The 22,477-nt window shown below is 52.9% G+C and carries 24 protein-coding genes; 14 read left to right on the top strand and 10 right to left on the bottom strand.

Annotation, left to right across the window (positions count from 1 at the left end; genetic code table 11):
• Positions 1–112: 112 nt before the first annotated feature.
• Together KNP83_RS11505 and KNP83_RS11500 are read left to right on the top strand one after the other, a co-directional pair.
• The gene (locus KNP83_RS11505; protein WP_214762589.1) at positions 113–1,900 is read left to right on the top strand and encodes a mechanosensitive ion channel; all 1,788 of its coding nucleotides are present in this window, start codon (positions 113–115) and stop codon (positions 1,898–1,900) included.
• A gap of 113 nt (positions 1,901–2,013) precedes the next feature.
• Positions 2,014–3,492 carry an HD domain-containing phosphohydrolase gene (locus tag KNP83_RS11500; RefSeq protein WP_214762588.1) on the top strand — a complete coding sequence of 493 codons (1,479 nt, stop codon included), beginning with the start codon at positions 2,014–2,016 and terminating at the stop codon, positions 3,490–3,492.
• 36 nt (positions 3,493–3,528) lie between these two features.
• On the opposite strand, the gene KNP83_RS11495 is transcribed toward KNP83_RS11500, so the two are convergent.
• Complete coding sequence (locus KNP83_RS11495; protein ID WP_214762587.1) at positions 3,529–3,831, bottom strand: AzlD domain-containing protein; 303 nt, start codon at positions 3,829–3,831, stop codon at positions 3,529–3,531.
• On the bottom strand, positions 3,828–4,556 hold the full coding sequence (locus tag KNP83_RS11490) for an AzlC family ABC transporter permease (RefSeq protein ID WP_214762586.1): 729 nt from the start codon (positions 4,554–4,556) through the stop codon (positions 3,828–3,830). The genes KNP83_RS11495 and KNP83_RS11490 overlap by 4 nt, the downstream gene beginning before the upstream one ends.
• A 112-nt stretch (positions 4,557–4,668) precedes the next feature.
• Between KNP83_RS11490 and KNP83_RS11485 the strand changes: the two genes are divergently transcribed.
• On the top strand, positions 4,669–5,370 hold the full coding sequence (locus tag KNP83_RS11485) for a CBS domain-containing protein (RefSeq protein ID WP_214762585.1): 702 nt from the start codon (positions 4,669–4,671) through the stop codon (positions 5,368–5,370).
• Here the strand turns inward: KNP83_RS11485 and KNP83_RS11480 are convergent.
• Both KNP83_RS11480 and KNP83_RS11475 read right to left on the bottom strand, forming a co-directional pair.
• On the bottom strand, positions 5,353–5,688 hold the full coding sequence (locus KNP83_RS11480; RefSeq protein ID WP_214762584.1) for an antibiotic biosynthesis monooxygenase: 336 nt from the start codon (positions 5,686–5,688) through the stop codon (positions 5,353–5,355). The genes KNP83_RS11485 and KNP83_RS11480 overlap by 18 nt on opposite strands.
• Positions 5,689–5,766: 78 nt before the next feature.
• Positions 5,767–6,606, bottom strand: coding sequence for a M15 family metallopeptidase (locus KNP83_RS11475; protein WP_214762583.1), 840 nt, complete (start codon positions 6,604–6,606; stop codon positions 5,767–5,769).
• Positions 6,607–6,805: 199 nt separating this feature from the next.
• Between KNP83_RS11475 and KNP83_RS11470 the strand changes: the two genes are divergently transcribed.
• The gene (locus KNP83_RS11470; RefSeq protein WP_214762582.1) at positions 6,806–7,024 is read left to right on the top strand and encodes a hypothetical protein; all 219 of its coding nucleotides are present in this window, start codon (positions 6,806–6,808) and stop codon (positions 7,022–7,024) included.
• A 61-nt stretch (positions 7,025–7,085) separates the two neighbouring features.
• Positions 7,086–7,556 (top strand): hypothetical protein, encoded by a 471-nt coding sequence (locus KNP83_RS11465; protein ID WP_214762581.1) that lies wholly within the window; start codon positions 7,086–7,088, stop codon positions 7,554–7,556.
• A gap of 19 nt (positions 7,557–7,575) precedes the next feature.
• Here the strand turns inward: KNP83_RS11465 and KNP83_RS11460 are convergent, their stop codons facing one another.
• Entirely contained in the window at positions 7,576–8,682 is a 1,107-nt protein-coding gene (locus KNP83_RS11460) for a glycerol dehydrogenase (RefSeq protein ID WP_214762580.1), read from the bottom strand.
• Between the two features lie 371 nt (positions 8,683–9,053).
• Here KNP83_RS11460 and KNP83_RS11455 point away from each other — a divergent pair, with 371 nt between their 5' ends.
• From KNP83_RS11455 to KNP83_RS11435, 5 genes are all read left to right on the top strand, one after another.
• Entirely contained in the window at positions 9,054–9,713 is a 660-nt protein-coding gene (locus KNP83_RS11455) for a type 1 glutamine amidotransferase domain-containing protein (RefSeq protein WP_214762579.1), read from the top strand.
• Between the two features lie 112 nt (positions 9,714–9,825).
• Complete coding sequence (locus KNP83_RS11450) at positions 9,826–10,251, top strand: DMT family transporter (RefSeq protein ID WP_214762578.1); 426 nt, start codon at positions 9,826–9,828, stop codon at positions 10,249–10,251.
• 11 nt (positions 10,252–10,262) lie between these two features.
• A complete protein-coding gene (locus tag KNP83_RS11445) occupies positions 10,263–10,934 on the top strand; it encodes a Crp/Fnr family transcriptional regulator (protein ID WP_214762577.1) in 672 nt (223 codons plus the stop codon).
• Between the two features lie 11 nt (positions 10,935–10,945).
• Positions 10,946–11,422 carry a DMT family transporter gene (locus KNP83_RS11440; protein ID WP_214762576.1) on the top strand — a complete coding sequence of 159 codons (477 nt, stop codon included), beginning with the start codon at positions 10,946–10,948 and terminating at the stop codon, positions 11,420–11,422.
• A gap of 115 nt (positions 11,423–11,537) precedes the next feature.
• Complete coding sequence (locus KNP83_RS11435) at positions 11,538–12,842, top strand: hemolysin family protein (RefSeq protein ID WP_353048554.1); 1,305 nt, start codon at positions 11,538–11,540, stop codon at positions 12,840–12,842.
• 10 nt (positions 12,843–12,852) lie between these two features.
• Here KNP83_RS11435 and KNP83_RS11430 read toward each other — a convergent pair whose 3' ends face one another.
• Positions 12,853–14,037, bottom strand: a complete 1,185-nt coding sequence (locus KNP83_RS11430; protein ID WP_251139349.1) for a M20 metallopeptidase family protein — start codon at positions 14,035–14,037, stop codon at positions 12,853–12,855.
• A 14-nt stretch (positions 14,038–14,051) separates the two neighbouring features.
• A complete protein-coding gene (locus tag KNP83_RS11425; protein WP_214762573.1) occupies positions 14,052–14,480 on the bottom strand; it encodes an NUDIX hydrolase in 429 nt (142 codons plus the stop codon).
• Positions 14,481–14,617: 137 nt separating this feature from the next.
• Between KNP83_RS11425 and KNP83_RS11420 the strand changes: the two genes are divergently transcribed.
• Together KNP83_RS11420 and htpX are read left to right on the top strand one after the other, a co-directional pair.
• A complete protein-coding gene (locus KNP83_RS11420; RefSeq protein ID WP_214762572.1) occupies positions 14,618–15,166 on the top strand; it encodes a LemA family protein in 549 nt (182 codons plus the stop codon).
• Positions 15,167–15,187: 21 nt separating this feature from the next.
• Positions 15,188–16,069, top strand: coding sequence for a zinc metalloprotease HtpX (htpX, locus tag KNP83_RS11415; protein WP_031200423.1), 882 nt, complete (start codon positions 15,188–15,190; stop codon positions 16,067–16,069).
• Between the two features lie 299 nt (positions 16,070–16,368).
• On the opposite strand, the gene nagE is transcribed toward htpX, so the two are convergent.
• Genes nagE through KNP83_RS11400 form a run of 3 tightly spaced genes read right to left on the bottom strand, consistent with a single transcriptional unit; the run spans position 16,369 to position 19,209 of the window.
• Positions 16,369–17,856 carry an N-acetylglucosamine-specific PTS transporter subunit IIBC gene (gene nagE, locus KNP83_RS11410; protein WP_214762571.1) on the bottom strand — a complete coding sequence of 496 codons (1,488 nt, stop codon included), beginning with the start codon at positions 17,854–17,856 and terminating at the stop codon, positions 16,369–16,371.
• Positions 17,853–18,701, bottom strand: a complete 849-nt coding sequence (locus KNP83_RS11405) for a PRD domain-containing protein (RefSeq protein WP_034780531.1) — start codon at positions 18,699–18,701, stop codon at positions 17,853–17,855. The genes nagE and KNP83_RS11405 overlap by 4 nt, the downstream gene beginning before the upstream one ends.
• 19 nt (positions 18,702–18,720) lie before the next feature.
• Complete coding sequence (locus KNP83_RS11400; RefSeq protein WP_251139348.1) at positions 18,721–19,209, bottom strand: PTS sugar transporter subunit IIA; 489 nt, start codon at positions 19,207–19,209, stop codon at positions 18,721–18,723.
• A gap of 461 nt (positions 19,210–19,670) precedes the next feature.
• On the opposite strand from KNP83_RS11400, the gene KNP83_RS11395 reads away from it, so the two are divergent.
• On the top strand, positions 19,671–21,581 hold the full coding sequence (locus KNP83_RS11395) for an endonuclease MutS2 (RefSeq protein WP_214762570.1): 1,911 nt from the start codon (positions 19,671–19,673) through the stop codon (positions 21,579–21,581).
• A 90-nt stretch (positions 21,582–21,671) separates the two neighbouring features.
• Positions 21,672–22,379: a hypothetical protein gene (locus KNP83_RS11390; protein ID WP_214762569.1), complete on the top strand. Its 708-nt coding sequence runs from the start codon at positions 21,672–21,674 to the stop codon at positions 22,377–22,379.
• Positions 22,380–22,477: the final 98 nt, after the last annotated feature.

Raw genomic sequence — 22,477 nt, 5'->3', positions numbered from 1 at the left:
ATTTATACAGCAATAGGAAGTGGCAAGGTTTAGGCAGATGCAAATGTTGGTATTTATACTAAGAGTCAAAAAAATGAAATCATTTCAAAAAGAGATTGGAGGAAGATGTTAAATGAACGATACTACTTACAACTTCAACACGTTCATGTCATGGCTGCCTGAGCTTTTACTTGCATTGGTCATTCTTATCGTCGGATTCATTTTGGCGAAAGTCCTGGAAAACGTGACGCGCAAAGCGCTTCGTAAAGCACGTCTTGATGATCGTGTTGGTGTGAAACAAGAAGGTGAACCTGGCAAACCTGGAAGAGAGGAAAAGCGGTGGACACCTGAACGTATCATCGCAAAAGTCGTCTTCTTCGGCGTACTGCTTCTCGCATTCTTAATTATCTTTGAATTCTTGAATGTACCGGCTGTCGCTCAACCGTTCAGCCAAATCTACGCCGGCTTCTCTGGCTTGATCACAGGCGTCATCAAAGCGGGTCTCATCCTGCTCGTCGCATGGATTATCGCCACGCTCTTGAAAAAAGGGATTCAAATGGCGGGTCATCGCCTCAACTTGAACAAGTTGATGGAGAAAGCAGGTCAAGAGTCGACAAGCGTCAATCAGACGAAATGGGTCGACACGGTCGCCAATATCGTCTTCTACCTTGTTCTATTGTTAGCTCTTCCGGCTGTACTGGATGCACTTGGATTACAAGGCATCAGCGGGCCGTTTGAAGACTTGTTGAACAGTTTCCTTGCCTTCATTCCGAAACTCGTCGCTGCGGCGCTCATCTTCGCGATTGGTTATATCGTTGCGAAAATCGTCCGCGACATCTTGACGAAGTTCTTGGAAGCAGCAGGTTTGAACCGCTTCGCCGAGAAACTTCACTTGGCTGATTACGTGAAAGGTTCAAGTCTTGCGAAAGCGGTTGGCACAATCGTCTTCATCTTGATTATGATCCCGGTCACGATTTCAGCGCTTGAAGCACTCGATATTCGCGGCATTTCGGATCCGGCCATCTCGATGCTCAATGACGTCTTGGCGATGATTCCGAACATCATCGTGGCCATCGTCTTGATACTCGCTGGTGTGTTCATTGCCAAGTGGTTGAAAGGTGTCGTCGTTTCTCTTCTTGAGAACTTGGGCGTCAACTCACTCGCTGGCAAAATGGGTCTCGGTGGCCGCACAGCGTCATCGACATCGATTGCACAAGTCATCGGAACCATCGTTCAAATCATCATCATCTTGTTGTTCGTATCTGAAGCGCTTCAAGTCGCGAACCTCGACTTTATGGCTTCGCTCGCTACAGCAATCTTCGCATACTTGCCAATGGTCATCGCAGCCATCGTCATCTTGGCGGTCGGTTTCTGGCTCGCGAACATGGCAGAGCGTCTCGTTGGCAGTGTGCTCGTAGATGGAGCCGGTCAACCGAGCGTCTTGCGCCACGTCGCGAAGTACGCGATTCTCGGAATCGCCTTCTTCATGGCAATCAGCCAACTCGGCATCGCGCCGATGATCGTCAATACGGCATTCTTGCTCATCCTCGGTGCGCTTGCGCTCGCCTTCGGCCTTGCCTTCGGTCTCGGTGGACGTGAGACAGCGGCTCGCTACTTGAAGAAAGCGGAGAAGCGAATCGATGAGACAGAAGTATCGAAAGAAGGGCTCGAGCAAGAAAAAGCCCAAATGAGTCAAGAGGCTGAACAAGCCAAACAACAAGCGAAACAAGGTGTGGAGCAGTCGAAACGTGAAGCGAATCAAACGAAACAAGACTTGAAACGCGAAACGAATCGTCCCCAAGCCCCACAATCTGATGTGACGAACGTAGACGGTCCAGAACCGAACCCGTTCCACGACAACATCACACCAGATCAAGATAACCGTTCATTGGATGACAACGAAGGTCCACTTCGCCCATAACGATGAATGACGGGTCCCTCAATCAGGGGCCCGTTTTGTTTTGCTGTAAAATAGTGTCACTTTTGTCGATATAATAAGAAATAGATTGGCAAGAAGGCAGGAGTGACATATACATGTTCAAACAGTTTCAACATACGCTCATCATGAACTACATATGGGGGTCGGGCATCGCTGTGTTCGGGGTCGGGGGACTGTTCATTTTTCAGACGCTCAGTCTGTCCCCGGCCGAGATGCTCATCTTGGCCGTCATCATGGGGGTGTCGGGTATGACGATGATCGGACTTGAGCTGCTTCTCTATCGGCGTCATATTCGCCCCATCTATCACGTGTTCCACACGGACGCGCCGACCTATGAGGCGTTACAACAGGCGTTCAATCAGACGAGTCATTTTCCGACGTTGACGGTCAAACGGATTCTTGGTCCGCATTTATTCGGGTTATCTGTGCCGGCGATGAGTTTGACGGCGTTCGCCATTCAACAAGATTGGATCAATCTTCCGTATCGATTGATTGGTCTGGCGGCGTTTGGCGCCATCTTGATTGCCATCTTGCACGCGCTCATCGAATTCTTTTTGACGTACCGATCGGTGGAACCGCTCTTGCTCCAGTTGCAAGAGATGAGCCAACGTCTGCATCGACGTCCGTTGCAAGCGACGTATCGGTCCATCAGCGTGCGAACGAAGTTGTTGATTAGCATGCTCGTCATCGGGGTGTTCCCGGTCGCGTTATTCATTCTGGCGTCTGGGGTTCAACTGTCGACGGTAGAACAGGCCGACGCGTATTGGCAGTGGGCGGCTTTGATTTTGGTCGTCATCATCGGCGTGGCGACGTTCAGTAGCTTTCTGCTGTATGACAATATCAAACGTCCAATCGGGGCATTGACCGAGGGGGTCGCTGCACTAGACGCCGGACGGTTTGACGCCATCGACAATCCTTACTCCGATGAGTTCGCCCAGCTTGTCACTGGTTTCAACCAGATGGTGATGAATGTCACGTATCGGGACAAGGAAAACGAGCAGCTACTGAATAGTTTGTTTGTGTTGTTCGCCGCGACACTCGATGCCCGCGATTCGTATACGGCCGGACATTCTGAGCGGGTGGCCGCCTATTCCGTCGAATTGGCACAGGCACTCCAGTTGCCGAACGAACAGATTGAGTTGCTCCGCAAATCGGCGTTGCTGCATGATATCGGAAAAATCGGGATTCGGGATGATGTGCTGTTGAAGGAAGGGAAGTTGACGGACCACGAGTTCGCCCAAATTCAAGAGCATCCGACCATCGGAATTCATATTTTGAATCAAATTGCTTTGCCCGACTCCCTGCAACCGATTATGGCTGGGGTTCGGTCTCATCACGAAAGGATTGATGGGCGCGGTTATCCGGATGGATTGGTCGGGGGAGGGATTCCGCTCTTCGGTCGCATCATGGCGATTGCGGACGCCTATGACGCCATGACGTCGGACCGTCCGTATCGGCAAGGGATGCCGGTCGAAAAGGCGCTGTCGATTCTCGAGAGCGGACGGGGTACCCAGTGGGATGCCGCATTCGTCGACGTGTTCGTTCAATTAAAACGTCAGGCCATCCCTGCCTAAACAAACAAGTCCGCCCGATTCGGGCGGACTTGTTTGTTAGAGAAACGTCTCAACGAGATACACCCCGGCGATGCCGCCGATGACGACGAGCATCAAGTTGGCCCTGAGTAATGCGAGCGCTGCGGCGACCGCGCCACCTGCTAAAGCGGACGTGAGACTATTCGTCGCACTTAATATGCCCGGGAAAATCAGGCTGGCAAGCACCGCATAAGGCGTGAACAGCAAGAAGCGCTTCAAGAGCGGCGGTAACTTGACGTCTCGGAGCCAAAGCAGCGGAACGAGTCGCGGAATGTATGTGACGATCGCCATGGCAAGGACGAGCAAAAACAGACTGATCATGCCTGATCCTCCTTGTATACCAATGCGCCGATCCCAGCTGCGACAATCGTGGCCAAGATGATGCTCAAGCCGGACGACAGTGGCATGAATGGGGAGACACCGAAGTAGAGCACGGCTTGTGTCAGGACGGCAATCGCAGCCACGACGATGACCGGTTTGCGGGTGAGTGACGGGACGAGCAGGCCGATGAACATGGCGTACAAGGCAATGCCCATACTCGTTTGGACCGAAGTAGGCAGTCCGAAGGCGAGAAAGACGCCAATCCATGTCCCGACGTTCCAAGCCAAGAAGGCGATCAAGTTTAGCCCGAGCACAAAGTGGCCGCGCGTCGACTCATCGCGTGTCGAGGCGACACTGAACGTCTCGTCGGTCACACCGAATGCGATGGCAGCCAGAAACCGATTCGAGGTCGTCTCGAGACGCTGGGACAACGACGCCGACATCAGGAAGTGCCGCAAGTTCAGGATGAACGTCGTCAAGACGATTTCCCAATACATCGACCCGGCCATAATCAACTGGACACCGATGAACTGACTGGCGCCGGCAAAGATGAATAAGGACATGGCGAGCGTGATGATGTTCGGCATATCGAATGATTTCGCAAGCAGACCGAAGGCGATGGCGATCGGGATATAGCCGACGGCGACGGGGATACCGGCACGCATGCCGGAACGGAAGGCGTCTTTATTCGGGATTGGTGTCATTTGTGAGACCGGGGTTGCCATGAGACCTCCTCCATTTCATAGATGATTCATTGTGGATTCGAGATTGAATCACACTTTCCTGCTCGGACGCAGAAAAAATAGGGTATATATAGGCGATAAGGAGCGTGAATGTATGAGTCGAGCTGAAGAATTTATCGCATCGTATCACCGGATTGAAGATTATTTGAGCCGAGAGATGGGAGACGGCCAACATTTCAGTTTCAGCAACATGGTCAACCGTCTCGCCAAACACAATCCGATCATCGACCGGTACAAGGAAGATTTACATCAAATGAGTCAGTTGCGGAACGCGATCGTCCACGAGCGGCGGGAACCGGACTTTATCATCGCCGAACCGCATGAATCGATTGTCAAGTTGATTCTCGAGGTGGAGAAGGAACTGCTCCATCCGCGTCAAGTCATCCCGCTGTTCCGTAAAATCGTGACGACGTTCAGTGCCGACGACTCGCTGGTCACCGTGCTCGGCGAGATTCGGGACAAGAACTACTCACAATTCCCTGTCTATAACCAAGACGGGTCGTGGCGTGGGTTGTTGACGAAAAAAGGAGTGACCAGTTGGCTCGCCGAAACGGTCGACGGGCCGCATGTGTCACTCGAAGGTGTTCGTGTCAAGGACGTGCTTCATCACGACCCGCACCTGCGACGGTATCGGTTTGTCGCGCAAGCGACGTCGGTCATCGAGGCGCACCATCATTTCATCAGCATGAAAGACGGCGTTCGTCTCGATGCCCTGCTGATTACCGAGACGGGACAAGAAGATGAGCCGTTGCTCGGGATTATCAGACCGCAGGATATTTTATACGCCATCGGTTGAGGCGCCGTGCTCGATGGCGACCTCATATTGGGTGACCGTGTTTCCGAGGACGATGGGCTTCACTTCAGAAGTACCGTCGTCCCGTTTTTTGTGGGCATGCTTATACGCACCGCTATCGCGCCAATTCTCAAAGCTCGCCGCATCGCGCCATGTCGTCATGATGACGACTTGATCTTTCGTCTCATCCGATGTATCCGTCAACACCTGCATCCGGACGAATCCGTCCATCGACTCGATGCCTTTCGTCGTTTGGAAACGAGCGGTGACCGCGTCGACTTTCCCTTTTTCAACGTCTAATTTGTTCATGACAATCCACATACACATGTCCTCCTCTGCGATATCGTACGCGTTCATTATACATGGAACGTCATCGCCGCCTCGCTCGAGATGCTCGCATCAACGTGTGGCCCACCACTCCTCGAACGCCCAATTTCGTTGTTTGATTGCCGTCGCTTCTTTCACGCCAACGTACCGGAGATGCCATGGTTCGTAGTTGTAGCCGGTGATTTTTTCTTTGCCTTTCGGATAGCGGACGATGAACCCGTAACGGTATGCCTGTTGCAGCATCCATTTGCCCTCCGGGGTTTGGTCGAACGAGGCGTAGAGTCCCATCTGCATCCGTGCACTCGTCATATCGACGGCGAGTCCGGTCTGATGTTCGCTATATCCAGGACGGGCGACATATTTCGAGGCGTACGCCGTGCAGCGCGCGTTGACCCAATACGTATAAAGTGATTTTTGGCTAGCGTAAGAGCGATAGGCGCTGAGGGCATACAGCGTGTGCCCTTCTTTCCGGCCTGCGTAGTAGAGACGGGCCAAAGCGTGAGCGGCTTCAGCGGCCATCAGTGTCCGTTCGCTTCCTTTCGCATAGACGGTCGGAATGGTCAATGGGACGAGTTGCCGGGAACGATACGTGCTCGAGAGTCCGTGTTGTTTGTTGACGAGTCGAATCCGTTCGGCCGGCGCAATCTTCGGAATACCGGCTCTCAAGTTGCTCGATGGGGTGTAGTAGCGCGTGCCATTGAGGTAAACGTTCGACCAGCTGCGATTGTACGTGGTGTATTGGACCGGCACATTCGTCAGAAGCGTCTTGGCGACCGGGGACGATTGCATGGCCCGCCAGTATAGTTTCGTCGTTTTGATCGTGTAGCCTGGTTGCGGAGAAGGGGTTGCGGCCGAAGTAGACATGACGGGAAAGATGAGCAACAGGGCGAGGAGCACACGGATGAGTTTCATGAGAATGGCCTCCTTTTGACTAGGTGGTTTTCTTTTCCCTTTTTTTCAAATGATGAAAAGATGAAGGATCAGGGAATAAGAGAGAGACCGTCTCCGCCTCATGACCTGCCTCCGGTACGGCGCGAGCCCGATGTGTCGTACAACGGGAAAGGGTACACTAGAGATAAGAGAATGGTTGAGACTAGAAAGGAGTGAGCGTATGGAACTCATTTTTGGTTTACCGTTATTGTTGCTCATCTTGTTCTTCGCCTTTTTATACTTCAACATCAAAGGGTTGTCGAACATGTGGAAAGACTATAATCGGACGAAGTCGATGATTCCGCTCGGATTCTTCATCATCGGGATTATCGGGATTTTTACTGGCGTCTGGACGTGGCTCGTCATCTTGATTTATTATGCCGTTCGTCCGAAAGCCTGACCGGACACCGTGTGCGAAAGCGCATGGTGTTTTTTTGCTATACTGAGAATGAGGTGTTGTCATGGATAAATTGATTAAAGCGTGGTTCATCATCACGCTCATTACGTTTGTACTCTTTAAGCTCGGTGAGACGATGACGGCCGCCTATACGGAACCGGCGAGTGAAGGGAATCCATACGTGCTCGTCTTGCTGGTCGGTTGGCCGTTCATCCTGTTGTTCATTTGGATCACGATTCGGCTCGCGCAGCGCACCGTCGCGTCGGTAAATCGGTTGGGGAGGATCGGTCTCGTCGCAGGTGGTGTCGTCATGGCGGGAATCGGGCTCTATATTAACGCCGGGCAGGCTGCTTCGCTCCGTGCTGGCATTCGTGCTTCGGAGAACGCGGACTATGCGTCAGGATGGAATCAGTTCACGAACATCATTTATGCGAACCAATTGACGTTTTTCGTCTTGACGGTCAGTTGTATGGCGCTCGGTGTGGCGCTCTCCTTTGTCCTCCGCAAACAAACGAACGAGGAACGGCTCAACTAAGCCGTTCCTCGTTTTGTGTTCAATGAAGTTTACGTTGATAGAGGCGGGCGTAGCGGTCGGCTGCGATGATGGCATCAGCGACTTGTTCCGGGGTCACATCGAACCCGCTATGAATCGTCTCGCCTTCTGCGGTCGCGGCTTGGCCGACTTTTAAGATGTCCTCGCGGGAGGCATCTTTCAATTTCACGTCTTCGAGCGTCACCGGCAAATCGAGCGCCATATAAAGGGCGACGTAGCGGTCAAATTCTGCCTGCGTCCGCCCTTCGAGGGCGAGTTGGACGAGTGTGCCGAAAGCGACTTTCTCGCCGTGCGTCAAATGATGAATGTCGCCATGCAAGGCCGTGAATCCGTTATGGATGGCGTGCGCGGCGGCTAATCCACCGCTCTCGAACCCGAGACCGCTCAAGAGAGTGTTCGCTTCGACGACTGACTCGAGTGCCGGTGTGACGACTTTGGCTTTTACGGATTCATACGCGGGAATGCCGTAATCGAACAGCACTTCTTCACAGCGTTTGGCGATTGCTTCTGCGGCTATGGTCGGGACGCCACCCGCCATCGTTTTTCCGCCGAAAGCGAGGACACTACGCACTTCGACCCATGTCGCGAGCGCGTCGGCAATCCCTGAGGCGAGGAAACGAGCGGGGGCTTCAGCAATCAGCTTCGTATCGACGAGAACTAAATCTGGATTCTTTTTATAGAATCGATACGTCTCAAAGTTTCCTTCATCCGTATAGATGACGGAGAGGGCACTCGTCGGCGCATCCGTCGAAGCGATGGTCGGCACGATCACGATGCGGGCGTCCAGTTCGTCAGCGACGGCTTTGGCCGTATCGAGCGTTTTCCCGCCACCCATCCCGATGACGACGGCGGTATGGCTCTCTGCTGCCGCTTTGGCGATTCGTTCAATCTCGTGACGGGAAGCCTCCCCGACGAAATCGGCCTTCTCAGCTTTCACGCCGCTCGCCGCGAGCGAGGTTTCGACGCGTTCGCCGATTAAGCGCCAGACGATGTCATCAGCGATGAGCAGCGCCTGTGACCCGAAGTGACCGACATGGTCCCCGATGCGATCAATTGTATTCTTGCCTTGCACGTACTTAGCTGGACTGATAAATACGCGTTCTGACATATTCAACATCCTTTCTGAAGTAGCGATGACGATAGGACAACAGTAGATTTGTTCCCGCTTCAACCCTAGCTTCAAACAGCCATCCTTGTGACAGCTCCGTGAATCCAATCTGAACTTCTTTCACAGTCCATTACTCAGCACGAGGAATACAATCAAGATGGCAACGGCCAGAAATCCCCAATCGAGTACGTATCTCATCACAATCGTTCCTTTCAGTCGGCATGTAATGAGTATAGACGGTCGGCAACCGGACGCCGTTTCCAAAATCAGACCAGGTCCAAAAAAGGATGACGTCGCAGGTCAGGAGGTTTGAACGCAACGAGAGCGGGAACAACTCTTTCGTATGCTTAATTTAGAAGGAGGAATTTTCAATGTCTAAACATGTACTGATTGTCACGACGTCTGCCAATCAATTAGAGAACGGTCACGCGACAGGGCTTTGGCTCGAGGAATTTGCGGCACCGTACCTTCAATTCGAGAAGCAAGGCTATAAAGTCACAGTGGCGAGCATCGAAGGCGGAGACGTGCCCATCGATGCGAACAGCTTAGAGGGCGAATTGCCACAAGAGGTGTTGGATACGCAACATCTATTGAAAGATACGGCCCGACTTGATCAAGTGGCGGACGACACGTATGACGCTGTCTTCCTTCCGGGTGGGCACGGGACAGTCGTCGACTTCCCGAACAGTGAGACACTACAGCGTGTCATTCGTGACACGTATGAAGGTGGAAACGTCGTCGCGGCCGTCTGTCATGGCCCGGTTGGTCTCGTCAACGTCAAGTTAAGCAACGGGGAGCCGCTCGTCAAAGACAAGCGCGTGACAGGATTCACGGACGCAGAAGAGCGCGAGATGCAACTCGACTCAGTGGTGCCGTTCCTACTAGAAACGGCGATGCGCGAGCGCGGCGGGAAGTTCGATAACGCCGACAACTGGGCCGTCAACGTAGCCGTGGACGAGCGCCTTGTCACGGGTCAGAACCCGCAGTCGTCTGAAAAAGTGGGCGAAGAAATCGTCAAACTTCTCGGATAATCGTCAAGACAGCTTAGGAATCATTCCTAAGCTGTTTTTTTTCGGACATATGTCCTTTTCAAAGCGCTTCATCTCACGTACAGTCAGACGAGGAGATAGGAGGGGAACTTGTTTGGGAATCTTATTTGCGGTGCTCTCGGGCACGTTCATCGCGTTGCAAGGTATTTTTAACGCCAAGCTCGGGTATGCGGTCGGCGCCTGGTTATCGGTCACGGTCGTCCATCTCGTCGGTCTCGTGCTCGCGCTTCTCATTTACGCGTTCAAGCGGGATGCGGATTTGACGGCGTTTCGGCGCGTGCCTTGGTATTACAGCCTCGGCGGGTTGTTCGGCGTCTTTGTCGTCTTCGGAGAATTGACGGCCATCCAACAGCTCGGTGTGACATGGGCCATCTGCGTGCTGCTCGTCGCCCAATTGATTGGCGCATTTTTGATTGATGTGAACGGATGGTTCGGTGTGAAACAGAAACCGGTCAATCAAGGCCAGCTCATGGGACTCGCGTTGATGGTCATCGGGATTGGGATTTACACGTTCACGTAAGGAGGAGACGGATGAAAGTAGAAGCAGCATTACATCGTTTAGGATGGGCCCATCTGTTTTCGGGACAAACGTTAGAGGCGTCGACGATTGTAAGCTATCCGTCCGGGTCGATGCTCTGCACGAACGATAGCGCGATCGAGTCACTCTTCGTCGTGTTGTCGGGACGTGTCAAAATCTATACGTTGAGTGAGGAAGGTAAGTTGCGCTTGCTGCGCTTGAAGATGGCCCCGACGTTGATTGGGGATATCGAATATGCGAGCGGACGTAACGTGCTCCATACGGTCGAGACGGTCGGTTCAGTGACGTGTCTACGTGTCCCGTTTGACGTGTTACGTACGCATAACCGGACAATCGAATTTACGGAACACCTTCTCCGTGGCGTCTCTGAGAAGCTGTTCATCGAGGCGAACGCCTCATCGAACCATCTCATGTCGACGCTCGACGAACGGTTGGCCGGCTATCTCGTCTCGCTCAGCGAATCCGGGAATGAGTTGTTTCAGGACGAGATGAGCCAGTTGAAGCGAAAAGAAGTCGCGGAATGGCTCGGGACGAGCTATCGTCATTTGAACCGCACGTTACAGGCGTTCGCGGACGAGGGACTCGTCGAGAAAACGCGGACACAAGTGACGATTTTAGATGCGACCCGATTAAAAGAACGTGCCAATGGCATGTTGTACGAATAAGGAGGAAGTTCATGATAGTAGGAATCATCTGTTCGGCAGTCGCCGGTGCGTTCATTAGTGTCCAAGCAGCGGTAAATGCCAAAATGAACGTCTATTTAGGAGCCTGGGCGACGACGGTGCTCGTCTTTATCGTCGGGTTGCTCGGTTCGCTCGTCCCGCTTGTTCTATTTGGCGGTAATCTGCAAGGGCTGTTTGACATCTCACCGATTTATGCGCTCGGTGGGCTACTCGGTGTCGGTGTCGTCTTCTGTGTGATGCGGAGCATTCAATTGCTCGGACCGACGCTATCGGTGTCGATCATTCTCGTCTCGCAATTGATTTGGGCACTCGGTGTCGATTTAACAGGTGCGTTCGGGATGCCCCAGTTATCCCTATCGCCGGGTCAGGTCATCGGACTGATGGTGCTGCTGCTCGGTGTCATCGTCTTCAAGCAATCTCAAGCCACGGCTCTTCAACAAGAAGCCGCAAACGAAGCGACTTCACGTTGAAGTGGCTTTTTTCTTGAGCAAAACGGGTACAGGGGGATAACGAATCTCTGATATGATGAGAGGGAAGCAGTACGAAATATACGTAGAGGTGATGAAAACGGTGGATTCTTCCATAGTGATTGATTTACTAATTGTTTTATTCTTGATCGTGTTGAACGGGATTTTTGCGATGACGGAAATCGCGCTCATCTCGTCCAAACCGGCCAAACTTGAAGTCGAGGCGAGTCGCGGGAAGCGCAGTGCCGAAATCGCGCTCAAGTATTCAAAAGATCCGACCGACCTATTATCGACGGTCCAAGTCGGTATCACGTTAATCGGGATTATCAACGGGGCCTACGGGGGTGCGCGTTTCTCGGCACCGCTCGCTGACGTGTTCGCACAGCTCGGAATGAGCGCCCAATATGCGCCGACCGTCGGATACGTTGTTGTCGTCACGATCATCACGTACTTGTCGCTCATCATCGGTGAGCTCGTGCCGAAACGGATTGCCCTCGTGTCACCAGAAAAGGTGACGATGGCCATCATCCCAGCGTTGGACGTGTTCAGCAAAGTGATGCGACCGTTCATTTGGATTTTATCGAAATCGACGTTGTTCCTCTTTAAGTTACTCGGTTTGAAAGCGGAGCAATCGAGTGGCGAGACGGAGCTCGAGATTAAACAGCTCTTGTTCGAAGGGGCCCAACAAGGGGCGTTCGCCCATGAAGAAGTCCAACAGGTCGAGCGCGTCTTCGCGTTCCATGATCAGTTGATTTATGAGTTGATGCAGCCGCGGACGACGCTCGAATGGGTCGACCTCGAGGACGATATGGATGACATTAAAAAGTCGATTTATGAGAGCAAGCACAATAAACTTCCGGTCGGACGTGATACGCTCGATGAGTTTGTCGGCTATATCGATGTCCGTGATATTTTGACGTTGCCGACGCTACGGGAACCGTCTCAAATCTTGAAACGAATCAAACAACCGCTCGTTGTGCCAAAACAGCGCGAAGCGAGTCAAGTGTTGCAGATGATGCAAAAGAACGGCGTCGAGATCGCCTTCGTGCTCGATGAGTATGGTGGATTCCTCGGAATGGTCACGTTGTTCGATATCCTTGAAGAAATCGTCGGCGAAGTGATGATCGAAGAAGAGACGCCGGAAGTCGTGCGCCGTGAAGACGGATCGTACTTGGCAGACGGCCTCCTCGGAATTGAAGATTTAAAACGGACGTTCGGGATTCGAGATAATCGTTTCGATGAAGGACGAAGCTCGTATCATACGCTTGCCGGTCTCGTCATTCACGCGCTCGGGGACTTCCCGAAGCGAGGTGACGTCGTCGAGGCGTACGGCCTCCGGTTCGAAGTCGTCGATATGGACGGAAAACGTGTCGACCAAGTACTCGTATCTGAATTGCCAGCCACCGAAATAGAAGAAGACTGACGCCGCGGCGTCAGTCTTCTTTTTTGTGCGTGTTCCACGTCTCGAACGCCGCCTGCATGAGGATGCGGGCAGTATGCAGCATCGCCCGTTCATCGACATCGAACCGAGGGTGATGGTGTGGGAAGACGGCACCGACTTCCGGGTTGCCAGCCCCTGTGAAAAAGAAGCTACCAGGAACGTGTTGCATATAGTAGGCGAAGTCCTCACCGACCATGAGCGGTGCCATCTCGATGACGCCATCCGTTCCGACGACACGTGCGGCACTGCGCCGCACATGGTCGGTCTCGGTCGCATGGTTGATGACGGCGGGATAGCCACGAATATACTCGAGCTCATAATGTGCCTCACTGGCCGAGCAGATGTGGGCGATGGTGCGTTCCATCTCGGCGATGATGCGTGTTTGCGTCTCCGGGGTGAACGTTCGCACCGTGCCAGACAGCTTTGCCTCGTCGGCGATGACGTTGAACGCTTGACCGGCGACGAACGTGCCGACGGTCAAGACGGCCGGTTCGAGCGGGTCGATGCGACGACTGACGACTTGTTGCAACTGGCTGACGATGTTCGTTCCGACTATGACGGCATCGACCGTATGTTGCGGAATGGCCCCATGCCCGCCTTTGCCTTTGACAGTCAGTTCGAACCGGTCCGCCGCCGCCATGATCGGTCCCGTTTTCACACCGATCGTGCCGAATGGAAGCGGCGTCCAAATATGAGAACCATAAATGTAATCGACCCCGTCGAGGCAGCCGTCTTCAATCATCGGTTTGGCCCCGCCCGGCGCGAGTTCTTCCGCGAATTGATGGATGAGGACGACGTCTCCTGGAAGTTCGATTTCCGTAAGTGCTTTCGCTAGGACGAGCAGCGTCGCCGTATGGGCATCGTGACCGCAAGCGTGCATCGAACCGTTCACTTTCGAACGGTACGGGACGTCCTTTAAATCTTGAATCGGCAACGCATCGAAGTCGGCCCGAAACGCGATGGTCGGACCGTCACCGCCGTGAATCCGTCCGACGACACCGTTGCCGCCGACGTGTTCACGCACATCGAGCCCGAGCTCACGTAAATAGGTCGCAATCGTCCGTGGGGTCTCCCGCTCTTCGAAGGAGAGCTCGGGATGTTGGTGGAAGTGGCGTCTGAGCGTCACCATTTCTTCGTATAGTTCCGTCAATCTTGAATCGAGGTCAGTCACAAGCATAGCCAGCACTCCTGTCAGTGGATTGGTTTTGGTTGAAGCAAGGTCCATACGTCATGTGAATCCAAATCATCGAGAATCGGTTGAAGCAACAGCTGTCGTGCTTCATCAGCCGTCGCCCATCTGGCATCGCTATGCTCTTCGGATAGGGTGACGGTCGTTGCGATGGGGTGAGCCAAATACGTCATCAGGACGACTTGACGATGTGGGTCCGTTAAAAACGTCGTGGCGTACAATAATTGTTGAACCGTGACACGTAGGCCGGTTTCTTCGAATACTTCCCGTTCTAGGGCCTGTTCGAGCGTCTCGCCAAAATCGAGCTTGCCGCCGACCAGCTCCCACGTTCCAGGATGGACCGCATCATCGGTCGCACGTTGGATGATGAGCATCTGGTCGTCTTGCACAATCACTGCTTTCACGGCGACGACGATGGATGGAATCGACATCGTGACACTCCTTTGTATGAAATCGTGAGACAACTCACAGTAGATATGAATCATTTACTATATTTTCCTAAGTTATGCTTATGGTATACGACGAGAGGGAATTAATACAGGAGAAAATCATGAAATGAGGTGTCGAAATGGGTTGGATTATCGCAATTGGGATTATCGTTGTCTTGGCGTTCATCTATTTCTCGATGTATAACGGACTCGTCAAATATCGAAACTGGGTCGACGAGGCGTGGGCGCAGATTGATGTACAGTTGAAACGGCGTTACGATTTGATTCCGAACTTGGTCGAGACGGTGAAGGGCTATGCCAAGCACGAGCAAGAGACGCTCGCCAAAGTCGTTGAGCTCCGGAATCAGCTCGGATCGAAGACGAGCCGTCAAGAGCAGATGGAAGTGAACGATCAATTAAGCGGCGCACTGAAAAACTTGTTCGCGCTTCGTGAGGCGTATCCGGACTTGAAAGCGAACGAGAACTTCAAGATGCTCCAAGAAGAATTGACGCAGACCGAAAATAAAGTCGCTTACTCCCGACAGTTGTATAACAATACGGTCATGAAATATAACACGAAAGTCGAATCGGTCCCGACGAACATCATCGCCTCCGTTCACAACTTTGAAAAACGCGACATGCTCGAAGCGCGTGAAGCAGAACGTGAAAACGTGCGTGTCTCATTCTAATGGATTGGAGTGGCGACGATGATTTTGTATGAACAGATTCGTAAAAATAAAATCAAAACCGTGTTCATCGTGGCCGGATTCGTCCTTCTCGTATTGGGGGTCGGAGTGGTCATCTCGTATTTGAATTATGGTGACCCGCTCCCAGGCCTCATCTTCACGCCTGTGTTCTCGCTGTTTTATATCGGAATCGTCATCATGTCGAGCACGAACATCGTCATGAAGATGAACCATGCCCAAGAGATCACGTCGGTCGACCAGCATCGGTTTCTCTGGCACACCGTTGAGAATATGGCGATGGTCGCGCGCGTCCCGATGCCGCGCATCTTCATCATTAACGATGCGTCGCCGAACGCGTTCGCGACCGGCCTGAAACCGGAAAAGGCGGCCGTCGCCGTGACGACCGGGTTGCTCGACCAGTTGACGCGAGAAGAAATCGAAGGCGTCATCGCCCATGAAGTCGCCCATATTAAAAATTACGATGTGCGATTGGCGACAGTGACGCTCGCCCTCGTCTCGGTGATTGCCATCATGAGCGATATCGGGTCGCGGATGCTGTTCTTCCGGAGCGTCGGCGGTCGCCGCGACAACAACCAAAATCCGATCTTTATGATTGTCGGGCTGGTATTGTTGATTCTCGCACCGCTCATCGCCACACTCGTCAACTTGGCCATCTCTCGGAACCGTGAGTTTTTGGCGGATGCGAGCGGAGCCGAATTGACGCGTAATCCGGATGCGCTCGCGTCGGCTCTCGAGAAAATCGCGAACATCCAGACGCCGGTGAAGGAAGCCTCACGTGCTTCGGCGTCACTCTACTTTTCAGACCCGCTCAAGAAAAAGCTGAGTGGCCTGTTCTCGACGCACCCGAACCCGGCTGAACGGATTGCAAGACTTCGCAGTATGTAGCATCACAAAGGTCCTCTTTCTAAAAAGAGGGCTTTTTTGTGTGAGTAGAACTAGCTCCTGACCCAAATCCAGTTTGAATCGATTGTGAATGGGGATAATAGGAAGAATAGAGAATGGAGGGGTCTCATGTTTGAGTCGGCACTCGAGTTAGGCATCGTCATCTTTTTATTGATTTACGCAGTCACGGTTTCGCTGATGTTGGTATCGGTCAAAAAGAAGAGCTGAATGAACGACAACTCGATGGATAAACGAGCCAAGACAGGAAAAAGCCACCTCGCGCGCGAGGTGGCTTTCGTCCGTTATCCGGCGCGGTGGCTCCGGAGTTTTTCAATCTCTTCGAGGACGAATTGGACGTTCGTGCCGACGATGACTTGAATGTGGTTCGGGCTGACAACCTTGATGCCAGGGATGCCTGCTTTCTTGATTTGAGCTTGGTCGACTGTATCCATGTCTTTCACATCGACACGGAGGCGCGTGACGCACGATTCGATGCCCGTGACGTTTTGATCGCCACCGAGACCATCGTAAATCATCGCTGCCATGGCAGAGTACTGTCCACCGGCTGCGACTGGAGCCGTGCGTGTTTCACCTTCAGGCGCTGTTTCCGTTGCGACCGCGTCCACTGCTTCGTCTGACTCACGACCTGGTGTCGCCAAGTTGAGTTTGACGATCATGAAGCGGAAGATGACGTAGTAGATGGCACCGAAGACGAGACCTTGGACGAGCAACATGTAAGGCTGGTTCGCAAGTGGTAAGCGCGAACTGAGGACGAAGTCGACGAGACCGGCACTGAAGCCGAACCCGGCTGTCCATTGGAACGTCGCCGCGATGAAGAGGGAAATCCCTGTCAAGACCGCGTGCACGAGGTAAAGAACTGGTGCGAGGAACATGAACGAGAATTCGAGGGGTTCCGTGACACCTGTGAAGAATGAAGCGAACGCCGCGGCGAGAAGAAGCGATGCCGCTTGTTTCTTCCGTTTCGTTTTCGCAGTGTGGTACATCGCGAGGGCTGCTGCTGGGAGACCGAACATCATGATTGGGAAGAACCCGGCTTGATAGCGTCCCGTGATCCCTTTCACACCTTCACCTGACCAGAAGTTACCGATGTCATTGATACCGGCCACATCGAACCAGAACACGGAGTTCAAGGCGTGGTGGAGACCTGTCGGGATCAACAAGCGGTTGAAGAAGCCATAAAGGCCGGCACCGAATGCGCCCATTTTCGAGATCGTTTCCCCAAATCCGACGAGTCCGGTGTAAACGACCGGCCAGACGAAGTAGAGGGCGACCGAGACGAGAATCATTGAGAACGCTGTCATGATCGGCACGAGACGCTTACCGCTGAAGAATGCGAGCGCGTCTGGCAATTTCACATGGCTGAAGCGATTATACATTTGAGCGGCGACAATCCCTGACAGAATCCCGACGAATGCGTTGGCAATCTTACCGAACGCAGGGTTGACGGCTTCGACGTCGACACCTTGGAACAAGGCGACCGTAGCCGAAGACAAGAGCGTCGTGACCGTGAGGAAGGCGACAAGTCCGCTTAGCGCGGCTGAGCCGTCACGGTTTTTCGCCATACCGAGGGCGACCCCGACGGCGAAGAGAATTGGAATGTTATCGATAATGGCTGAACCGGCTTTGATGAGGAACGCGGCGGCGATGTTCTCAGAACCCCAACCGACGGGATCAATCCAGTAACCAATCCCCATGAGAATGGCAGCTGCAGGAAGTACCGCAACCGGCAACATGAGGGAACGTCCGAGACGTTGTAAAAAGTTCATCATTGTGAATGTCCTCCTTTTTGATGGTGTTGATCTTGCAGACGTTGAATGTGAAGCGTGATATAGCCGAGCTCTGATTCGGGCAAGACGATGCCGTATAAGTCTTCCATTTCGTTGGCGACGTCAGACGCACATGCATAGGCCGACGAGAACTTCGTCTGAATCATGAGAAGCATATCTTCGTCGATCGTATGGTGATCGTAATGGTTGACCCGATCCATGACGAATCGTAAATGGGTTAATAAGCGTTGATAGGATAAGTCATCTTCTTCTATAGATAGATCGAGTCGTCTCGAAATCGATTGAATCATGTCACGTACGATTGTCGTCTGTTTGACCGTCTTGCGTAAATCACCTCCCTTCACTTTGAGTGTATGGATGTGGAGCGCGATGAAGGCCGCCTCATCTTTTGGCATCTTGACGCCGAGTTTGTCCTCGATGAGGTGCAGCGCCCATAGTCCAATCTCGTACTCGTTGCGATATAAAATCTTAATCTCGTTCAACAGTTTGTTCCGGAGCGAGATGCCTTCTTGCTCGCGTTCGATGGCGAACGAGATATGATCGGTGAGGACGATATGGATGTGTTCGTTGAACGTCGTCTCGAGCCGTTTTTCGGCATGCGAGATGATTTCTTCTGAAATCGTGAAGTGCTCGATCGGAATCCGCGTCAATAGCTGTTGAAATTTATCGTTCTCGGACATGACAAACAACTTTTCAACTTTATGCGGATTGACGATATCGTTGCGTGCCTTCTTGAATGCGACGCCCGGTCCGATGGCGATTTTTTCTTCACCCTCGTCCGAGACGATGACGGCGTTGTTGTTTAGAATCTTTTTGATTTTTAACATGTGTCCTCCTATCGAGGAGTCATTGTTCCGCTTGAGCGACGACGGTCTTCCCAGGAAGCGAGGGGCCGCCTAGATGGAACGAATAAGTCTGTTCCAGCGCGCCTCCGTTCGTGATGACCATCGGGGTGACCGGATCTTTTCCGGCTTGCCGAATCTGTTCCAAGTCGGCCGTCAAGAGTGGCTGTCCGGTCGTGACCGTGTCACCGACTTTGACGTGGACATCGAACGGGCTTCCCGCAAGCTCGACCGTATCCAGTCCGACATGAATCAAAATTTCAGCTCCGTCTCCCGAACGGAGGCCGATGGCATGCTTTGTCGGGGCGACTTGGACGATGGTCCCATCGGCCGGTGCGACGACGGTTCCGTTCGTCGGCCTGATGGCAATCCCATCGCCCATCATCTTCTCGCTGAAGACAGGGTCGGTCACTTCCTCAAGTGGAATGATGTCTCCTTCCATGGGTGCATAAAGTGTCAGTGTATGTCTCTTCATCCACTTATTCAATAACATAATCGAATCATCCTTTCGCTTGAAAAATGATTGTGAAAAAACAAAACAGGCATGGAGTATAGACGGGTGGCGTGAGCCTTTCGTCTTACCCCATGCCTGATCGAATCAGTCACATGTGATCATTATTCGTTTCGTCACCCTCAAGATAGCACGCCGATGTATAGATATCAAGACCTAATTTGTAAGCGTTCTCTAGAAATTTTACTTCTTCGAAAATCTGGTGTATAGTAAGGGCGAAACTGAATGAGAAAGGTGTTGCATGTTAATGAGTGAGGTCGTATCTGCCTAACGAACTGAAAAATGTTGGATGACACGCGTTTTTGTCATGCCTTCATGTTCTGTTACAGATACCGCCCTTCATAAACTGCCAGACACCGGTCTGTCTTTTTGCGTTGGTCGTCATCGGCCGACGCTTTTTGTTTGCGCGGTATCTCCATCCCATTTTTAAGGAGACTTCCATCATGAATGAACAAACATTAGACAAACTACAATATAACGACTTGATTCAACACGTTGAACGTTACTGCATCAGCGGATTCGGGCGAAACTTGTTACGAAGCCAGCGTCCGACGAGCCATCTGCAAACGGTGAACAAACGGCTCCAAGAGACGTCAGAAGCACGCGCGATTCTCGACGCGACGTCACATGTCCCCTTTATCGGCGTATCCGATATGGAACCGCTCATCGGTAAAATCAGCCGCGGCATCCAGCTCGAGGCAAGTGAACTCGAAGCCGTCGCCGAATTTTTCCGGGGAGCCCGGAAGCTGAAGCGCTTCATGGCCGAGCAGGCGTTCTTTGCACCACTTCTCTCTCAGTATGCGGGCGAGATGAGCGAGTGGCGCAGCATCGAGGAAGAGATTATCCAATCGATTCGAGGAGGACGTGTCGTCGACGATGCGTCCAAAGAATTGAAGCGGGTACGCAAACAAATCGACATTCTCGAGGGACGGATTGAGGAGCGATTGAATAAGTTCTTGAAGAGCGCCGCGAACCGGGAAGCGATTCAAGACGGCTTTGTGACGAAGAAACAAGACCGGTTCACGATTCCAATCAAAGCGTCGTATAAACACAAAGTCGCCGGAGCGATCGTCGACACGTCGAGCCGCGGCACGACCGTGTTCATCGAACCGGAGGCGGTGGCGAAACTGAACGCGGAACTTGTCGTCAAACGGACGGAGGAAGCGGTCGAAATCTATCAAGTGCTCGCCACGCTCACCGGTATGGTGGCGGAAGCGTTACCGACGATTGAAGCGACGCTCGACGTCATCGCCCAATACGACATGGTGTTCGCGAAAGGGAAATATAGTCAAACGATTGACGGCATCGCCCCGCGCGTGAACGGGGTCGGAAAAATTCGTTTGAAACAAGTCCGCCATCCGCTCCTTGAACGGGCGGTCCCCCTCGACTTCTCGCTCGGAGAGACGTACCGTGGACTCATCATCACCGGACCGAACGCCGGCGGGAAGACGGTCGTCTTGAAGACGATCGGTCTGCTCAGTTTGATGACGATGAGCGGGCTCCACATCCCGGCGCACCCCGATACGGACATCTCGACGTTTGACGACGTGTTCGTCGACATCGGGGACAATCAGGATATGGGGTCGGCGCTCAGCACGTTCTCGGCTCATATGCATAACGTCGCGAACATCATGCAGAAGGCCGGAAAACGGTCGTTGCTCCTATTCGATGAGATTGGAAGCGGGACCGAGCCGAACGAAGGGGCAGCCCTCGCTATCGCGATTTTAGAAGAGGCGTACCAACGCGGCTGTCTTGTCGTCGCTTCGACGCATTACGGCGAAATCAAGGCGTATTCGGAGTCGCATCCAGACTTCATGAACGCGGCCATGCAGTTCGACCCGGACACTCTCGAACCGAAATATCGGTTATTGATTGGACAGTCCGGCGACAGCAACGCGTTATTCATTGCCCGGAAAATGAAGTTGCCCGAGAAAATCTTAAAGCAGGCATCGCGTTATATGCATGACAAGACGTACGACCAGTCGCTCCTCGATTTATCACGGCTGACGCAAGACGTCGTCCGACCAGTCGTCGAACCAGATCAAGTTCTATATAAAGGCGACAGGGTCCGCCTGCTCGAGACGAATCAAGTCGGTCTCGTCTACGCGATGGACGAATCGTTGCGTCAAGTCACCGTGTACGTCGACGGCACGTTCAGCGACCATCCGCTCCGCCGGGTCCGACGCGAGGCGAAAGCACTCGATTTGTATCCGGCGGGTTATGACCTGGAGACCTTGTTCGTCGATTACCGGGACCGGAAAGAAGCCCACGACTTTGCTCGCGGTTCGAAGAAGGCGCTCCGTCGCGTCGAGAAAGAGATTCGGGCGCGACAACGAGCCGAACGAGGCGAATGAGAGTATGTAGCAGGCCACTCGGGTAAGGAACAGGGACCGAGAGTCGTCACGTACAGGTCGACTTTCGGGTAACATGTTGGAGGTGACTGGATGTTTTGGTTAAGCTTGTTGTTCGCCATCGGATTTGCCTTGATTCATTACTTTTCAGGCCAGTTGATTCACGTGCGCGAGACGCCGCGGAGCCGATTTTTGTCACTCGCGGGCGGTGTCGCCGTCGCCTATGTGTTTTTGCATCTCTTGCCTGAACTGAACGAATACCAACAAGAACTCGAAGGACATCTCGAGAGCGGTCTGTTCGCCTCGATTGAGAATCATATCCTCGTCATCAGCATGCTCGGTCTGGCCGTGTTTTATGGCTTGGAACGGTTGGCCACGCAAATGAAACAACGTGGCAACAGCAACGTGTTTTGGATTCATATGGCGCTATTTGTCGTCTATAACTTCAGCATCGGCTACGTGCTCGCGGAGAGCGAGTTTGATACGGCATGGGCGATGACGCTCTATTTTCTCGCGTTAGGGATTCATTTCATCACGGTCGACCAAGGCTTGAGACATCACCACCGGGAGTTGTACGACAAGCGCGGGCGATTGTGGCTATCGTTGGCCGTGCTTGCCGGGTGGGGCGTCGGCGCATTTTCAGCGCTCCATGAAGTGACGCTGTCGATGATCGTCGCGTTCTTGGCCGGGGGCATCATTTTGAACGTCATGAAAGAAGAATTGCCGGAAGAACGGGACAGCAGTTTTCGGGCGTTTGCGGTCGGGCTCATCGGTTATGCGTTACTGTTACTGGCCATTTAAACAGGCAACCGTTCCCGGTTGCCTGTTTGCCAATCAAGAAGGAGAGAGGACGAAAAGTTTGATACACTCATCTTAGATGGGTGTACAAGAGACCATCT

The organism is Exiguobacterium sp. s146 (genome assembly GCF_018618415.1).
Classification (GTDB): domain Bacteria; phylum Bacillota; class Bacilli; order Exiguobacteriales; family Exiguobacteriaceae; genus Exiguobacterium.
Note: the sequence above shows the minus strand (reverse complement) of the source record. Positions and strands in the feature narration are given on the sequence as shown.

Excerpts from the sequence above, each read along its gene's own strand:
- KNP83_RS11505 (WP_214762589.1), top strand. The coding sequence starts at position 113 with ATGAACGATACTACTTACAACTTCAACACGTTCATGTCATGGCTGCCT.
- KNP83_RS11500 (WP_214762588.1), top strand. The coding sequence starts at position 2,014 with ATGTTCAAACAGTTTCAACATACGCTCATCATGAACTACATATGGGGG.
- KNP83_RS11495 (WP_214762587.1), bottom strand. The coding sequence starts at position 3,831 with ATGATCAGTCTGTTTTTGCTCGTCCTTGCCATGGCGATCGTCACATAC.
- KNP83_RS11490 (WP_214762586.1), bottom strand. The coding sequence starts at position 4,556 with ATGGCAACCCCGGTCTCACAAATGACACCAATCCCGAATAAAGACGCC.
- KNP83_RS11485 (WP_214762585.1), top strand. The coding sequence starts at position 4,669 with ATGAGTCGAGCTGAAGAATTTATCGCATCGTATCACCGGATTGAAGAT.
- KNP83_RS11480 (WP_214762584.1), bottom strand. The coding sequence starts at position 5,688 with ATGTGGATTGTCATGAACAAATTAGACGTTGAAAAAGGGAAAGTCGAC.
- KNP83_RS11475 (WP_214762583.1), bottom strand. The coding sequence starts at position 6,606 with ATGAAACTCATCCGTGTGCTCCTCGCCCTGTTGCTCATCTTTCCCGTC.
- KNP83_RS11470 (WP_214762582.1), top strand. The coding sequence starts at position 6,806 with ATGGAACTCATTTTTGGTTTACCGTTATTGTTGCTCATCTTGTTCTTC.
- KNP83_RS11465 (WP_214762581.1), top strand. The coding sequence starts at position 7,086 with ATGGATAAATTGATTAAAGCGTGGTTCATCATCACGCTCATTACGTTT.
- KNP83_RS11460 (WP_214762580.1), bottom strand. The coding sequence starts at position 8,682 with ATGTCAGAACGCGTATTTATCAGTCCAGCTAAGTACGTGCAAGGCAAG.
- KNP83_RS11455 (WP_214762579.1), top strand. The coding sequence starts at position 9,054 with ATGTCTAAACATGTACTGATTGTCACGACGTCTGCCAATCAATTAGAG.
- KNP83_RS11445 (WP_214762577.1), top strand. The coding sequence starts at position 10,263 with ATGAAAGTAGAAGCAGCATTACATCGTTTAGGATGGGCCCATCTGTTT.
- KNP83_RS11440 (WP_214762576.1), top strand. The coding sequence starts at position 10,946 with ATGATAGTAGGAATCATCTGTTCGGCAGTCGCCGGTGCGTTCATTAGT.
- KNP83_RS11430 (WP_251139349.1), bottom strand. The coding sequence starts at position 14,037 with ATGCTTGTGACTGACCTCGATTCAAGATTGACGGAACTATACGAAGAA.
- KNP83_RS11425 (WP_214762573.1), bottom strand. The coding sequence starts at position 14,480 with ATGTCGATTCCATCCATCGTCGTCGCCGTGAAAGCAGTGATTGTGCAA.
- KNP83_RS11420 (WP_214762572.1), top strand. The coding sequence starts at position 14,618 with ATGGGTTGGATTATCGCAATTGGGATTATCGTTGTCTTGGCGTTCATC.
- nagE (WP_214762571.1), bottom strand. The coding sequence starts at position 17,856 with ATGATGAACTTTTTACAACGTCTCGGACGTTCCCTCATGTTGCCGGTT.
- KNP83_RS11405 (WP_034780531.1), bottom strand. The coding sequence starts at position 18,701 with ATGTTAAAAATCAAAAAGATTCTAAACAACAACGCCGTCATCGTCTCG.
- KNP83_RS11400 (WP_251139348.1), bottom strand. The coding sequence starts at position 19,209 with ATGTTATTGAATAAGTGGATGAAGAGACATACACTGACACTTTATGCA.
- KNP83_RS11395 (WP_214762570.1), top strand. The coding sequence starts at position 19,671 with ATGAATGAACAAACATTAGACAAACTACAATATAACGACTTGATTCAA.
- KNP83_RS11390 (WP_214762569.1), top strand. The coding sequence starts at position 21,672 with ATGTTTTGGTTAAGCTTGTTGTTCGCCATCGGATTTGCCTTGATTCAT.